Source organism: Paraburkholderia jirisanensis, from assembly GCF_054782355.1.
Genome location: NZ_BAAGSQ010000026.1, coordinates 85308 through 99908 on the forward strand (window position 1 = coordinate 85308; position 14601 = coordinate 99908).

The window sequence follows — 14601 nt, forward strand, 5'->3', positions numbered from 1 at the left end:
TGCTTATTGCGCGAGCCAAGCCTGGAAGCGCTTGTTGATCGAATCGGCGTTGTCGGCCCAGAACTGCGCGTCGATCTGCACCGGGCGCTTGAAGTTGGCCGGCGCCGTCGGCAGGTCGGCAAGACGACCTTTGTCGATCAACGGAATCGAGTCCTTGCGCGGCGGCGCATACGCGATGTACTTCGTCAGATCCGCGTAGCTCTGCGGCTGCGATGCGGACACGATGAACTTCGCGGCGGTATCCGCGTTCTTCGCGCCGGTCGGAATGCCCCACCATTCGTAGTCGTAGACCTGCGCGTCCCACACCACCTTGAACGGCTTCTTGTCCTTGTGCACGGCGTCGTCGATACGGCCGTTATAGGCCTGCGTCATCACCACCGCGCCGTCGGCGAGCAGCTGCGGCGCCTGCGAACCCGCTTCCCACCAGACGATGTTCGGCTTGATCGTATCGAGCTTCTTGAACGCGCGGTCGACGCCGGCCGGCGTGCCGAGCACCTTGTACACGTCCTTCGGCGCAACGCCGTCGGCAATCAGCGCCCACTCCATCGCCACCTTCGGCGACTTGCGCAGCCCACGCTTGCCGGGATACTTTTTCAGATCGAAGAAATCGGAGATCGTGGTTGGCGCGTCTTTCAGCTTCGACGTGTCGTATGCGAACACGGTGGACCACACCATCGCCGCCACTGCGCAATCGCTGATCGAACCCGGCAGGAAATCGCCGGTGTTGCCGAGCGATTTGCGGTCGAATTTCTTCAGCAGGCCTTCGTCGCAAGCGGTGATCGCATCGTTGGTTTCCAGGTCGATCAGATCCCACGTGGTGTTCTTCGCCTGCTCCATCGCCTGCAGCTTGGCGAGTCCGCCGTCGTACGCTTCAGTCGAGAATTGCACGCCGGTCTTGGCGGTGAACGGCTCGAAATAGGCTTTTTTTGCGGCGTTTTCGTATGCGCCGCCGAACGTCACCACCGAAAGCGTTTCGGCCGCATACGTCGCGGCACACACCAGCGACAGCGTCGCGAACACGGCTGCGATGCCGCTTGCGCGGCGCAATGCACGGCCCGGCAGCATGCCGGAGCCACCCGTAACGGAGCGATTGGATTTCATGACTAATTGACTCCTGCGATAAGAGGCGAAGCGGACGACAACGAGGAAGGAACAGCGGAATCGGGTGCCACGGGGACGCCGCGTGTAACGGGCATCGCGAGCACCTTGCAGTCGTCGCAGCGCCAGGTGACCGTGGTGGTCTGGCCGAGCGCCGGCAAATTGTGATGCTGCGTGTTAGGTACCTTGACCACCACGCTTTCGCCGTGGCGAAGCTTCAGGTGCACGCGGTGATGGTCGCCGCAATACACGAGTTCTTCGACGCTCGCGTCGAGCGCATTGGCGTCGTCAGCCGTGGCCACATCGGTTGCCTGCGCGAGGTGCGCTCGCTCGGGCCGCAACGCCAGCATCGCCGTGTCGCCGGCACGCAAGCCGCTGCCGCAGCGGCCGCGAATCGTCGCGCCGCTCGCGAGCACGAGCGTTGCCCATGCGTCGTCGATTGCGCTGACGCGTCCAGTCAAGCCGTTGTTCTCGCCGACGAAGTTCGCCACAAACGCGTTCTGTGCGTTCTCATAGAGTTCCGTTGGCGTCGCAGCCTGCTGGATGCGTCCATCGGAAAACACCGCGACGCGGTTCGACATCGTCAGCGCTTCATTCTGGTCATGCGTGACATAAACGATGGTCAGCGACAGCTCACGATGCAGCCGCATGATTTCGTATTGCATGCTTTCGCGCAGCCGCTTGTCGAGCGCGCCAAGCGGTTCGTCCATCAGCACCACGCTCGGCTCGAATACCAGCGCACGCGCCAATGCCACGCGCTGCTGCTGGCCACCGGACAATTGCGCGGGCCGCCGTGCCGCGAGTTGCGGCAACTCCACCATTTCCAGCGCGCGCTGCACGCGCGCCTTCTGCTCGCTGCGGCTCACCTTGCGCACCGACAGCGGAAAGGCCACGTTCTCCGCAATCGTCATATGCGGGAACAGCGCGTAGTTCTGGAACACCATGCCGATGTCGCGCTGATGCGGCGGCTTGTCGTCAAGACGCTTGCCGCCGAGGCGAATCTCGCCTTGGGTTGGAGATTCGAAACCGGCAAGCATCATCAAGGTCGTGGTCTTGCCGGAGCCGGACGGCCCCAGCAGCGAAACGAATTCGCCTTTGGCCACGTCGAGATCGAGCCCTTCGACGACGGCATGCACGCCGTCGTACGACTTGCTCACGCCCGCAAACGAAATGAATGGTTGGCTTGACATCGTGACCTGTGAATCCCGTGCGTTCAATCGGTTGCGTCCGGCCCGCGCTGCGAGCTACCTTCAGTCATTCTGCGCCGCTCATTGCGCAAGCCGCTGTGCGATATAGCGCGCAAAGTCGTAATTCGGCCGCTCCAGGTGGCTCAGATGACCGGGCTTCGCGAGCGGCGCATGCACGCCGCGGAACACCGCCTCCACGCCGCGGCGGTCTTCGGCGTTCACTTCGTCGAGCAGATGTTTCAGCGTCGCCATATATTCAGCGCCCTTCGGGTCTGCGACGAACTCCGGTGCGAGGCCGCCGCCAAAGCGGATCTGTACTTGCCCGACACCCTGCGGCTGCAGTACCAGGTACCAGAAGTAACCGGGCGTCAGCGTGATCAGATGCGTCGGATAAACCGCCAGCAGCGCAGTGGTCTTGCGCCAGTGCCCTTCGAGGCGACGGTTGTCCGGGTGCGCATTGCCGATCGGTAGCGAAGCCTCTTTGGTGATCCAGTGATAGTTGAATGCGGGAAAACCCGGTGGGCATTCCATTTCTTCAAGCCGCGAATGCGGGCCCACCGTCGCGCGATGCAACATCGGCAAGTGGTAGCTCTCCATGAAGTTCTCGGCGAGCAGCTTCCAGTTGGTGTTCCACACATGTTCTTCGTAGAACGTTTCGACGTACGACGACATGCCGTACACGTCGATCAGCGCGGTCAGGTCCGCGAGCCGCTCCGCAACCGGTGGCACGTGCGGATCGAGCGTCACGTATACCCAGCCCTGCCAGGTATCGCAGCGCACCTGCGGCAGCGCATAGTGTTCTTTGCAAAAGCCTTGTTGCTGCTCCATCAGCGGCGCGCCGCGCAAGGCGCCGTCGAGCGAGTAATTCCACGCGTGATACGGGCACACGATACGACGCACGTTGCCGCGCCCTTCGAGCAGAATCGACATGCGGTGCAAACATACGTTTGAAAAAGCCCGCAGCTGACCATCGTCGCCGCGCAGCACCACCACCGGCTGGCCGGCGATATCGGCGGTGACGTAATCGCCCGGCTGCTTCAATGCACTCTCGCGACCCACACACAGCCATTCCTTGCGAAAAATCTCGCACTCTTCCAGTGCAAGAAAATCGGCAGACGTATAGACACGAGGCGGCATCGAATGCGCGTCGTTGAACGGCCGCTCGCAATTCGTCCGCATCTCGCGGACGATCTCGAGACCAGCGTTCGTCGAAGTGGATGCCATCGGCGCCTCCGTTTTATCGTTGGCCTTGCATTGCACATCAATCTATCAAGTCAAATTACCAGCCCGAATATTGTTTTCAGATATAGAAGCTAGGTTTTTCCTATGCAATCAGGGTTCATCCCATAGACGCAAGGTCGCCGTGCAAGCGCGTGATGTGGGTTTCGCAAAACGATGCGAAGCGCTGCACGACAAGGCGTGGCTTGAGGTTGCGCGATTGCGCAATGCCGAGCGTGGTGGCCGTGACGTCGTCCTTGAACGGCTTGATCACGAAGTTGGCGCCATCCACTGTATGGGTCGAGCGCAGCGGGAAGTTCAGGATGCTGTAGCCAAGGCCGTTGGCCACCATGCCACGCACCACTTCAGGCTGCGATGAGCGAAACGCCGGTACCGGCCGCGTGCCGATTGCGTCGAACAGCGCGGCGAAATATTCGCGGCTGTGCGGCAGATCGAGCATCACATAGGGTTCGTCGCGCAGGTCGTCGAGCGATACCGCACGGGCGCGCGCGAGCCGGTGGCGCTTGGGCAGGATCACGTAGGGCGGCAACGTGACGAGCGGCGTGAACGCGATGTCGTCGGTCAGATCGAGGCTATAGGTCAGCACGATATCGAGCGTGCCGTCGTGCAGCCCGCGCAGCAGATCGTCCTGATGCGCCTCGAGCGTGCGGAAGCTGATGCCCGCATGCGCGGCGCCGAAGCGGCTCATCAGTGCCGGCATCAGCGGCGGTGCAAGCGACGTGAGGCAGCCGAGCGCAATCGCGCCGGACATGCCGCCGTCCATTTCGCGCGCCGCCAGTTGCAATTCCTCGGCGTTTTTAAGCAGATTGCGCGCCTGGCCGAGCATTTCGCGGCCAGCTTGAGTCAGCGACAGGCCGCTTGCGTGATGGCGGATAAACAGCTGCACACCGAACGAAGCCTCGAGTTCGGCCAGCGCCGTTGAAATCGAAGGCTGCGAAATGTGCAGACGTTTGGCTGCCGCCGTGAACGACAACACCTCCGCCGTCACGACGAAATAACGCAACTGACGCAGCGAATAGCGCAGCGGGGTGGCTTCCATGAATGCTCCGCGAGGCGGGTACCCGGATCGATGAAAGGGGCTGTCGCTGGCGATTGTGCTTGGTCAGAAAAAGTTTGCATAGGCAAATCCGATGATTTGCATTTTTGAAATATGTTTTTCGGATGCGCAGCCGCGGCGTAGATTTTCCATAACGTCTTCATCGACAGGGAGCGCCCGATGTGCCAAGCCACTGTATGCACGGATGAGCCGGACACGCCGGCCGTTGCGCACGACACCGAAGTCGAACGCAGCATGCTGCGCAACGTGTTCCTCGAATCGATGGCGTCGAACTCGACTTCAGTCAGCGTCGTGACGACCAGCGACGGCGCCCGGCACGTCGGCGTGACGATCAGCGCGTGCACGTCCGTCTGTGCGGACCCGCCTACATTGCTGGTGTGCATCAATCGCCGCAGCCCTGCTAATGCTGCGGTCGCGACCAACGGCGTATTCGCGGTGAATCTGCTGAACGTCGCGCAGCGTTGCATTGCGGACACCTTTGCCGGGCGCTCGAAAGAGAACAAGCCATTCGATTTCTCGTGCTGCGCCACGACGGATGGCACGCTCGGCGCACCGCTGATCGACGGCGCCGTGGCCGCACTCGAATGCCGTGTGATCGGCCAGCACGATGTCGGCACCCACACCGTTTTCTTCGGCGAAGTCGCGGCTATCCGGCTCGGCTCGCACAAGCCGCTGCTTTACTGTCAACGCGACTACGGGCGCTTCGAGGCGCTGTAGCGTCATCAACATTTCTTACCGCCCGAGGCAACCTTATGATCAGAACAGGCGAACAGTACCGCGCATCGATTCGAGACGGGCGGCAGATCTGGATCAACGGCGAGCGCGTCAACGACGTGACGACGCACCCGATGTTCAAGCCGATCGTCGACATTCGCGCGCGCATCTACGACATGGCGCACGACAAGGCGACTCAGGAAACCATGAGTTATGTCGACGAGGCCACCGGCGAGCGCAATGCGATCGGCCTGAAGCTGCCGTATACGCAGCAGGACTGGCACGACAAGCGCACCGCGGTCGATGCCGTGCTCGACGATATCGGCGGCATTGCAACGCGCGTCGGCGACGAAACGATCGGCGAGATGTGGTCGCTGTTCGACGGCAAGGACATGCTAAACGAAGTCGACCCGCGCTTTGCGGACAACATCGAGCGTCACATCCGCCGCGCGCTGCACGAGGACCCGTTCCACGTGTCGGCCAACACAGACCCGAAGGGCGACCGCTCGAAGCCGCCGCAGGAGCAGGACCCAGACATGCTGCTGCACGTCGTGAAGGAAACCGACGCAGGCATCGTGGTACGCGGCGCGAAATACGAAACTGCCGCACCGTACGCGAATCAGGCGTTCGTCAAGCCGACCATTGCCAACTGGGGCGATGCGAAGCTGTCCGACTATGCGGTGGGTTTTATCGTCAACATGTCGGCGCCAGGCTTGAAGTTCATCTGTCGCACCGGCTTTGCCGGCCGCGCAAATGCCGACGACTATCCGCTGTCGAATCGCTGCGACGAAGTGGACACGCTGCTGGTGTTCGACAACGTGCTGATTCCGTGGGAAGACGTGCTGTTCTATCAGCACACGAAGGCTGCTTCGTTCATTCGCGCAACGCTGCACCGCTACAGCGCCTTTGCATTCGTGCAGCGCAACCTGCGCCTTGCCGACCTGATGATCGGCGCGGCGCTATTCAACGCGCGGCAAACCGGCCTCGAAAAGCAGCAGGCCGTGCAGGAAAAACTGTCGACGCTTGCGGTGTACCGCGAAACGATCAACGCGCACCTTACCGCGTCGATCACGACCGCCGAGCGCAGCCCCGCCGGCCTGCTGATGCCGAACCAGTCGCTGCTGTACACGGGCCGCGTCCAGGCATGCTCGCGTCTGCACGAAATGATGCACATTGCGCGTGAGCTATGCGGCGGCCAGATCTGCGTGACACCGGATGCGGCCTCGTTCGCGAACCCGGAAATCAGCGCGTGGCTCGACAAGTTCTACACGATCAACGACAACTGGGTAGCCGACGACCGCCGCAAACTGCTGGCTTTCGCACGCGATCTGCTGAACTCCGACTACGCGGGCCACCGGCTCACGTTCCAGCTGTTTGCGCAGTCGCCACCGTTCGCGCACCTGGCCGCGGTGTTCCGCAACTTCGATTTCGACAGCACGCTCGGCTATGTGCAAAAAGCCGCGAATCTGTCTGACCGTGTGTTGCAAACCAACGTGGAGCCGCGGCTCAAACGTGTCGGCTAACGCAGTCGCCCAACTCAACCCGAACCGAGAACCCGAGGAAAAGAACTCCATGAGCCACACCCGGATCCGCAAGTTCAACACGCGTGACACGTATCCCGAGCAAAAGCTCGACAACGACTTATGTCAGGCGGTGGTCGCAAACGGCATCGTGTTTCTGCGCGGGCAGATCGGCCAGGATCTCGACACGCGCGAATCGGTCGGCGTCGGCGACGTCGCCGCACAGGCCGAGAAAGCGATGGCGAACGTCGCGATGCTGCTCGATGAAGCCGGCAGCAAACTCGAAGATATCTGCAAGATCACCATCTACCTGATCGACATCCGTTACCGTGAAGCAGTCTATGGCGTAGTCGGAAGATGGCTGAAGGGTGTGTACCCGGTGTCGACGGGGATCGTCGTCACCGCGCTTGCGCGCCCCGAATGGCTGGTCGAAATCGATGTGACCGCCGTCATTCCGAACGGTTCGGGCGCGGGGGTCGCACCATGACCTTCTCGCTCGCAGGACGTTGCGCACGCACGGGTGCGCTCGGCGGCATCGTCTGCAGTTCGAGCATCGCTGTACCAAGCCGTTGCCTGTGGGCCAGCGCGCATGGCGTGGTGCTGAGCCAGAACATCACCGATCCACGGCTCGGCGTGCTCGGCCTGAATCTGCTTGCGCAAGGCTTCGGCGCTACCCACGTGTTGCAGCAACTCACCGGCGCGCGCGAATTTGCCGCTTACCGTCAGCTTGCGGTGCTCGATAGCGACGGCTGCAGCGACGTGGTAACCGGCGCGAAAGGTCTTGGCATCACCGCGACCGTGAAAAGCCGCGATTGCGTCGCGGCAGGCAACCTGCTCGCAGGCGAAAGCGTGCCTGCCGCGATGGTGGCCGCGTTCGAAGCGCAGCCCGAAGCATTTCTCGCAGAGCGTCTCGTCGCCGCGCTCGAAGCAGGCGCAGCAGCTGGCGGCGAAGCCGGCCCCGTACATTCAGCAGGTTTTTGTGTTTACGTGCATGATGTGTGGCCTGTCGCCGAGCTGCGCGTGGACTGGTCCGACTCGCCGATCGCCGATTTGCGCGCGTTATGGACCCGCTATCAGCCGCAAATGAAAGACTACGCGACGCGCGCGCGCAACCCGGCCGCCGCGCCATCGTACGGTGTACCCGGCGACCTTTGACCGATGAAACGAATGAAGCCGGCCGCCACGCCAAGGGAAGCATGATGAGCCATCCGCTGCTCGACTCGACACTCGCGCTGCTCGCGAAGCTGGTCGCGTTCGACACGCGCAGTTCGCAATCGAACCTGCCGCTGATCGAATTCGTGCAGGACTATCTGCATCGCCACGGCATTGCGACCACACTGGTCTACGACGAAACGCGCACCAAGGCGAACCTGTTCGCCACCATCGGCGCGTCGGACCGTCCAGGCATTTGCCTGTCGGGTCACACGGACGTGGTACCGGTCGCGGGCCAGCCGTGGACCAAGCCTGCGTTCGAACTGACGCTCGCCGCCGATCGCGCATACGGCCGCGGCACCGCCGACATGAAGGGCTATCTCGCAGCCGTACTCGCGAGTGTCCCGGGCTTCGTCGGTGCATCGCTGCAAACGCCGATTCACCTTGCCTTCAGCTATGACGAAGAAATCGGCTGTGTTGGCGTGCGCGGGCTGCTGTCGAAGCTTGCCGATGCACCGGTCAAGCCGCTTGCGTGCATCATCGGCGAGCCGACCAGCATGCAGGTTGCGGTCGCGCATAAGGGCAAGCGCGCTTACCGTTGCTGCGTAAAAGGCCTGGCTGGCCATTCCGCGCTCACGCATCTGGGCGTCAATGCGGCGGACTTCGCGGCTGAGCTCGTGACGTTTTTGCGCCGTACCGGGCGCGACCTGCGCACTTACGGCAAGATCGATACGCAATTCGATCCGCCGTACACGACTGTGCATACCGGCAAGCTGAACGGCGGTATCGCGCTGAACGTGATTCCCGATCACGCGGAAGTGGAGTTCGAGATCCGCAATCTGCCAAGCGAGAGCCCCACGCCGATCGTAAACTCGGTGCGCACTTACGCAGACCATGAACTCGTGCGCGAAATGCGCGAGACGGCTGCGCAAAGCGATATCGAGTGGCAGCAGCTGGTCGAATATCCGGCGCTTTCAGATGAGCCTGCTGCAGCGTGGCTCAAACAACTCGCGTGTACCGCGGCCGGCAACGACGCGGTGCGTACGCTCGCGTTCGGCACCGAAGGCGGCCTGTTCCAGGCAATCGGCATTCCGACTGTCGTATGCGGGCCCGGTTCGATCGAACAAGGCCACAAAGCCGACGAGTACGTCGAGTTCACGCAGTTGGCGCGCTGCCTGCAATTCATGGATGCGCTGACGAAAACCTGCGAACAGGGGCTGACGGCTGCCGTCGTGTAAGCAGCAGCCGTCACGCGTGTGTCGCAGGCCCCGATCAGAAGTTCGCGTGTAGATTCACAAATGCGCTCAGCGATTGCCCAACGAACGCGCCCGCCCCGTTGGCCGCGACGAAGTAGCGACGGTCGGTCAGGTTATGCACGTTCAGATCAACGCCCCAGTGCGGCGTTTCATAGCCCGCGGCCGCATTGAAAATCACATACGCCGGGATCGAGTTCACGTTCGTGATATCGCTATACGTCCGCGACAGGTAGTTCGCGCCCGCGCCGACATGGAAGCCCGGAATACCGTCGATCGAAAACTCGTAGGTGGTCCACAGGTTCGCGATGTACGACGGCGCACCTTGCGGAGCATTGCCCACCGACGTGATGCCTTGCGGGTTGTCGGTAATCTTCGCATCCTGCGCGGTGAAGTTCGCGATCACGTGCCAATGCGGCGTCAGAGCCGCATCGATCGACGCTTCGGCACCCTTGGTTTTCTGGCTGTCGAACACCACCGACTCGATACCGTTGATGGTGACCGCCGCTGCGACGTTATCGCGCTTCACATCGAACAACGCGGTGTTGATGATAAAGCGATCGTTGAGCAGCGAGAACTTGACGCCCACTTCATACTGCATCGCGGATTCCGGCGCGCCGATACCGTTCTGCGTATTCTCCGAATCGAAATTCGCGAAGTGGCTCTTCGAAATGCCGAAGTACGGCGTCATCCACGGCAACACCTTGTACAGCGCGCCGATGTTCCAGCTGACCGGCGCATCGTTGCGGGTATCCCTGACGCCAGCTAGCAGCGGCAGACCGTTCGAGCCGAAACGGCCCGGCACCGAGATATTCGGCGTGAGCGACGTATCCCACCAGTCCTGGCGAACGCCGGCGCGCACCTTGAATTTGTCGGTCACGTCGATCTGATCGGTTGCATAGACGCTGTAGTAATCCGCGACCATGTGATCGTTATCGCAAGAATGCTTGGCGTCACACAGGAAGTTCAGCGCATCGGCCGTCGTTTCGGGCGGCACCGGGTTGAACGCGTCGGGGATGTTCGGCAAGTCGGCGGTGGAGCGCTCGGTATCGATCAGCTGGTGCTGATACTCGAAGCCCGTCAACAGCGTATGCCCGATGCTGCCGGTCGAGAACTTCCACACCGGTTCGAGCTGATAGTCGAACGTATTGTCGCTATCGTCCTGTTGCCGCAGCTGCCGCGATACCACCTGCCCATTGACGATCTTGGTGCTGGAACTGTCGCCGTTGCCGAGCACGTCGACCGAACGATGTAGATACGAGAAGCGGTTGTTGATCGTCAAATAATCGTTGACGCGCCACTCATCCGAAATCGTCGGACGCACGTAGGTTTGATGGGCGAATGCGAACGGCGTCGAGTACTTCGCGTCACGCGACACCCCTTCTAGCGGCGAGCCATTCGAATAGATGATGCCGTATGAATCCGGCGTTTCGTGCGTGTCGCGCAGGTCCAGCGAGAACTGGATCTTGTGACGGCCGAGATCCCATTCCAGTTCGGGGCGCACTTCATAGTCGCGGCTCGCCAGATCGCGAAAGCCGTCAGAGCGCGAGAAGGTCGCGTCGACCCGATAGTTCAGTCCGGCAATGCCGGTCGGACCGGTGATGTAATCCGTGTTGGTGACCGTGCCATACGAGCCTGCCTGAACGCTGCCGCCGTAATGCAAGTCCTGCGAAGGCGCGTAATGGACGATGTTGATCGTGCCTCCCGGCGGCCCGCTGCCGAACAGCTCCGAGCCCGGGCCTTCGAGAATCTCGACCCGCTCCACACCGTTTAGCGAATGCGAAATGCCGCCCAACTCTTCGCCATCGGAGAAGCCGTCTTCGTAGATTTGCGCATTGAGCCCGCGAATCAGGAAGTGATCGAAGTAACCCTTCGAATCCTGGCCGCCATAGTTGACGCCACTCGCATTGGAGATCGCATCGCGCAGCATCGTGCCGCCCTGCTCGGTGATCAGGTTGCGCGGAATCACCTGCACGTTGGCCGGTAGATCTTCGACCTTCGTGCCGGTCTTGCTGATCGACGTGCGCTGTTGCGGATCGTTGACGCGGTTCGTTTCGACGAGCGGTCCATAACCGGTCGATGCGCTGCTTTCGATGTGAATCGCGGGCAACGTGGCGTCGGCGCCTGCGGGTGCGGACGGCGCATCCGCCGCGGCCGCGGGCTGGCTTTGTGCCTGCGCCCAAGCCGCTTGCGCGATGGCCATGCCCATGCAGATTGCCGCCACGCGGACCTCGATACCCATCCGCCTCTGCGCAAAGACGGCTGGCGCCGTTTTGCGTGCTTTCCTTACGTTCATTGCGTATCCCCTTTCAAACGTACTTCAATGTGAACCGCTTAAAGCACCGGAATGCCACGGCCGGTTAAATGCGACGGCAATGGAATCTCGCTGACGGTTTTCTTCGCTTGTGCGTAATGAAGGCGTGCGCGCTCATGCTGACGCGGCACCCATCGCCCAGGCGAAGGAATGCGGCAGCCACACGCGCGGTGCGCGAGCAGCTGTTGCAAGCTCGTTGTGGGGATATCAGTCGAATGCAGCCACTACGTCGGTGGCTGCGGTTCTTCATGCACGGCGACGAAAAATGCAATCGCGGTGCACGCGGGTGTGAACGCAGCGTCTGCTGAATTTATTCCGGCGGATTCAAAGATTTTTTAAAAAATATAGAACCATAGGTATTACGGTTCGAAAGTTTTCCAGGCATCCCTTATTAGATCCGCGACACCTTGCGGTGCAACACAGCACCGTTTACGAGCGGCTTGCACGCTAACGCGGCACGCATGGGCCAGATCGGCGGGTTTGACACCGCTGCGCCATGCGTCCTTTTCATCCGTTTCCGTCAAAAACGGCATTCCGCGGCTGCGATTCGCGCCAACTAGTGATGGAGTACGGCCAGAAGCCGATTTCAGCTCGGAACTCGCTCAAACAAGGTCCAAACTTGGCATACAACGAGCAATAAATGGGCGTTTTCAGCACCTGCGCGGAGGCAGCAAACATGCAATTACGGAAGATTCCGACCACGGTAGTCACCGGCTTTCTCGGCGCCGGCAAGACGACCCTCGTCAATCACATCCTCGACGCGACACGGCCGATGCAGATCGGTATCGTGGTCAACGAGTTCGGTGAAGTGGGTATCGACGGCGAACTGATCGCCGCCGAAGAAGAAGCCGTAATCGAGATCAATAACGGCTGCGTCTGCTGTACCGTGCGCACCGATCTGGTCGCGAGCGTGCGCGATCTGCTCGAGCGCTTCGGCGACCGGCTCGAGCGCCTGATCGTCGAAACATCCGGGCTGGCCGATCCCGCACCGGTGCTGCAAACCTTCCTTGCAGACCCGGACGTGCGCGCGCGTGTCGAACTGGAATCGGTAATCGCGGTAGTCGATGCGCTACACGCGAACGCCCAGCTCGACGACGACATCGCACGCGAACAGGTGGTATTTGCCGACCGGATCGTGATCAACAAGACCGACGTCGCGGCCACGGATACCGTCAATGCGCTGGTCGATCGGATCCGCCAGCTGAACCCCACCGCGCTGATCGACTTCACCGATCATTCGGCGGTTGCCGTCGATGCGCTGCTTGGCGTGCGCAGTTTCTCACTAGACAACCTGCTCGCAATCGAACCCGATCTACTCGACGAAGCCGGCCACGATCACGAGCACGACGACACGATCGCCTCGTGCGCGTTCGTGCTGCCCGGTGCGCTCGATGCGCAGCGCTTCAACCAATGGGTGAACCAGCTGGTGCAGACGCATGGACAGCAGCTGCTGCGCATGAAGGGCGTGCTTAACCTGCACGACGAAGCGCGCCGCCTGTATTTCCACAGCGTGCACATGCTGCTCGATACGAAATTCGGCAAGGCGTGGAGCCGCGCCGAGGCGCGCGAAAACCGCTTCGTGATGATCGGCCGCAACCTCGATGCCGCGCAGATGCGCGCCGGCCTGCTCAGCTGCATGCACTGAAATCAGCCTTCTTTCTACGGAGCGAACCGTGAAACTAGCGCATCACCTTGGCGGCATCGAAAACCTCGGCCCGGTCAGCACCGATACACGTGTGTTCGCCGAGCCCTGGGAGCAGCGCATCTTCGGCATTCATACGGTGATGATGGCCGAAAGCGCGCATCTAACGAATGCGCGTCACGCGTACCCGGTCGACACATTGCCCACCACGTTCAAGAACGATTGGACATGGGCGTCGCTGCGCACCGGCGCAGAAGACATGAACCCGTTCGAATACTTCAAGTTTCGCTACTACGAGAAGTGGCTCGGCGGCATCTCGCAGTTCTTCGTCGATCAGGGCTACATCACGGCCGAAGAACTCGCGCAAAAGACCGCGCACTTTCGCGCGCATCCGGATGCGGCACTGCCCGAGCAACCGAACCCCGAGTTGAGCAAACAGGTGGACGCGTACCTGCTAAACGGCGACTCTGGATTCCACGAAGCGGGCGCCGCGCCACGCTTTGCCACCGGCGATGCCGTGTGGGTCGCCGACCCGCAGGCCGTCGACCATACGCGCCTGCCCGGCTATCTGCGCAACCGGCGCGGCGTGGTCGATTGCGTATATGGCGGCAGATTTGCCTATTTCGTTTCGACAGGCGTCGACGGTATCGGTACCCCGATGCCCGTGTACCGCATCGCGTTCGATGCCGCCGACATCTGGGGCCCCGGAAAAAGCGAGCCGAACACGACGATTTACGCCGACCTGTTCGAAGCGTACGTGCAGCCCGTCACCGATCAACAAGACCACGAGAGAAACGCGCGATGAGCAACCTGTTCGAATTTCCCGACGACCGCGAAGCGTCGAGCGCAGCCAAAGTGCGCGCGCTCGAAGCGCTGCTGATCGAAAAAGGTGTGCTCGGCAGCGATTCGGTCGATGCGGTGCTCAAGCACTTCGAGACGATGGCCGGCCCCTTCAACGGCGCGAAAATCGTTGCGCACGCGTGGGTCGATCCGGCCTACAAGCAGCGTCTACTCGAAGACACGCCGAAGGCGATCGCGGAACTGTCGCTGCCGCTCGGCATGGCCGGCGCCGAAGGCGAGCATATGGCCGCGGTCGCCAACGACAGCGACGTGCACAACCTGATCATCTGCACGCTGTGCTCGTGCTACCCGTGGCCGGTGCTCGGCTTGCCGCCGTATTGGTACAAGGACCCCGTATTCCGTGCGCGCGGCGTGCGCGAACCGCGTGCGGTACTGCAGGAATTCGGCGTGACGGTGCCGCCGTCCAAACAGGTGAAAGTGTGGGACAGCAGCGCGCAGATCCGCTGGTTCGTGATTCCCGAACAACCCGCGAATACTGGGCACCTGAGCGAAGCCGAACTCGCGGCACTGGTCACGCCCGAATCGATGATGGGCGTCGCGCTGGTCGCCGCGCCTGCCGTCTGA

Annotated in this window: 13 protein-coding genes; 8 read left to right on the forward strand and 5 right to left on the reverse strand. The window is 61.6% G+C overall.

Going from position 1 to position 14601, the window contains the following annotated elements:
* Nucleotides 1–3 precede the first annotated feature (3 nt).
* From ACYVNQ_RS16840 to ACYVNQ_RS16855, 4 genes are all read right to left on the reverse strand, one after another.
* On the reverse strand, nucleotides 4–1101 hold the full coding sequence (locus ACYVNQ_RS16840) for an ABC transporter substrate-binding protein (protein WP_460903685.1): 1098 nt from the start codon (nucleotides 1099–1101) through the stop codon (nucleotides 4–6).
* Nucleotides 1102–1103: 2 nt separating this feature from the next.
* The gene (locus ACYVNQ_RS16845; protein ID WP_460903686.1) at nucleotides 1104–2288 is read right to left on the reverse strand and encodes an ABC transporter ATP-binding protein; all 1185 of its coding nucleotides are present in this window, start codon (nucleotides 2286–2288) and stop codon (nucleotides 1104–1106) included.
* 78 nt (nucleotides 2289–2366) lie between these two features.
* Nucleotides 2367–3509: an aromatic ring-hydroxylating oxygenase subunit alpha gene (locus tag ACYVNQ_RS16850; protein ID WP_460903687.1), complete on the reverse strand. Its 1143-nt coding sequence runs from the start codon at nucleotides 3507–3509 to the stop codon at nucleotides 2367–2369.
* Between the two features lie 115 nt (nucleotides 3510–3624).
* Nucleotides 3625–4563, reverse strand: coding sequence for a LysR family transcriptional regulator (locus ACYVNQ_RS16855; protein ID WP_460903688.1), 939 nt, complete (start codon nucleotides 4561–4563; stop codon nucleotides 3625–3627).
* Nucleotides 4564–4740: 177 nt separating this feature from the next.
* On the opposite strand from ACYVNQ_RS16855, the gene ACYVNQ_RS16860 reads away from it, so the two are divergent.
* Genes ACYVNQ_RS16860 through argE form a run of 5 tightly spaced genes read left to right on the forward strand, consistent with a single transcriptional unit; the run spans nucleotide 4741 to nucleotide 9205 of the window.
* Entirely contained in the window at nucleotides 4741–5298 is a 558-nt protein-coding gene (locus ACYVNQ_RS16860) for a flavin reductase family protein (RefSeq protein WP_460903689.1), read from the forward strand.
* Nucleotides 5299–5333: 35 nt separating this feature from the next.
* Nucleotides 5334–6818, forward strand: coding sequence for a 4-hydroxyphenylacetate 3-hydroxylase family protein (locus ACYVNQ_RS16865; RefSeq protein WP_460903690.1), 1485 nt, complete (start codon nucleotides 5334–5336; stop codon nucleotides 6816–6818).
* A 49-nt stretch (nucleotides 6819–6867) separates the two neighbouring features.
* Complete coding sequence (locus ACYVNQ_RS16870) at nucleotides 6868–7302, forward strand: RidA family protein (RefSeq protein WP_460903691.1); 435 nt, start codon at nucleotides 6868–6870, stop codon at nucleotides 7300–7302.
* Complete coding sequence (locus ACYVNQ_RS16875) at nucleotides 7299–7970, forward strand: DUF1028 domain-containing protein (RefSeq protein ID WP_460903692.1); 672 nt, start codon at nucleotides 7299–7301, stop codon at nucleotides 7968–7970. The genes ACYVNQ_RS16870 and ACYVNQ_RS16875 overlap by 4 nt, the downstream gene beginning before the upstream one ends.
* A gap of 44 nt (nucleotides 7971–8014) precedes the next feature.
* Nucleotides 8015–9205, forward strand: a complete 1191-nt coding sequence (gene argE / locus ACYVNQ_RS16880) for an acetylornithine deacetylase (RefSeq protein WP_460903693.1) — start codon at nucleotides 8015–8017, stop codon at nucleotides 9203–9205.
* Nucleotides 9206–9239: 34 nt separating this feature from the next.
* On the opposite strand, the gene ACYVNQ_RS16885 is transcribed toward argE, so the two are convergent.
* On the reverse strand, nucleotides 9240–11462 hold the full coding sequence (locus ACYVNQ_RS16885) for a TonB-dependent receptor (RefSeq protein ID WP_460903694.1): 2223 nt from the start codon (nucleotides 11460–11462) through the stop codon (nucleotides 9240–9242).
* Between the two features lie 748 nt (nucleotides 11463–12210).
* On the opposite strand from ACYVNQ_RS16885, the gene ACYVNQ_RS16890 reads away from it, so the two are divergent.
* The 3 genes from ACYVNQ_RS16890 to nthA are packed head-to-tail and all read left to right on the forward strand — an operon-like array spanning nucleotide 12211 to nucleotide 14601.
* A complete protein-coding gene (locus tag ACYVNQ_RS16890) occupies nucleotides 12211–13179 on the forward strand; it encodes a CobW family GTP-binding protein (RefSeq protein ID WP_460903695.1) in 969 nt (322 codons plus the stop codon).
* A 28-nt stretch (nucleotides 13180–13207) separates the two neighbouring features.
* Complete coding sequence (gene nthB / locus ACYVNQ_RS16895; protein WP_460903696.1) at nucleotides 13208–13981, forward strand: nitrile hydratase subunit beta; 774 nt, start codon at nucleotides 13208–13210, stop codon at nucleotides 13979–13981.
* Nucleotides 13978–14601 (forward strand): nitrile hydratase subunit alpha, encoded by a 624-nt coding sequence (gene nthA / locus ACYVNQ_RS16900; RefSeq protein ID WP_460903697.1) that lies wholly within the window; start codon nucleotides 13978–13980, stop codon nucleotides 14599–14601. The genes nthB and nthA overlap by 4 nt, the downstream gene beginning before the upstream one ends.

Coding starts and splice junctions, on each gene's coding strand:
- ACYVNQ_RS16885 (WP_460903694.1), bottom strand. CDS start 11,462: ATGGGTATCGAGGTCCGCGTGGCGGCAATCTGCATGGGCATGGCCATC.
- ACYVNQ_RS16865 (WP_460903690.1), top strand. CDS start 5,334: ATGATCAGAACAGGCGAACAGTACCGCGCATCGATTCGAGACGGGCGG.
- nthA (WP_460903697.1), top strand. CDS start 13,978: ATGAGCAACCTGTTCGAATTTCCCGACGACCGCGAAGCGTCGAGCGCA.
- ACYVNQ_RS16875 (WP_460903692.1), top strand. CDS start 7,299: ATGACCTTCTCGCTCGCAGGACGTTGCGCACGCACGGGTGCGCTCGGC.
- argE (WP_460903693.1), top strand. CDS start 8,015: ATGAGCCATCCGCTGCTCGACTCGACACTCGCGCTGCTCGCGAAGCTG.
- ACYVNQ_RS16890 (WP_460903695.1), top strand. CDS start 12,211: ATGCAATTACGGAAGATTCCGACCACGGTAGTCACCGGCTTTCTCGGC.
- ACYVNQ_RS16870 (WP_460903691.1), top strand. CDS start 6,868: ATGAGCCACACCCGGATCCGCAAGTTCAACACGCGTGACACGTATCCC.
- ACYVNQ_RS16840 (WP_460903685.1), bottom strand. CDS start 1,101: ATGAAATCCAATCGCTCCGTTACGGGTGGCTCCGGCATGCTGCCGGGC.
- ACYVNQ_RS16845 (WP_460903686.1), bottom strand. CDS start 2,288: ATGTCAAGCCAACCATTCATTTCGTTTGCGGGCGTGAGCAAGTCGTAC.
- ACYVNQ_RS16860 (WP_460903689.1), top strand. CDS start 4,741: ATGTGCCAAGCCACTGTATGCACGGATGAGCCGGACACGCCGGCCGTT.
- ACYVNQ_RS16850 (WP_460903687.1), bottom strand. CDS start 3,509: ATGGCATCCACTTCGACGAACGCTGGTCTCGAGATCGTCCGCGAGATG.
- ACYVNQ_RS16855 (WP_460903688.1), bottom strand. CDS start 4,563: ATGGAAGCCACCCCGCTGCGCTATTCGCTGCGTCAGTTGCGTTATTTC.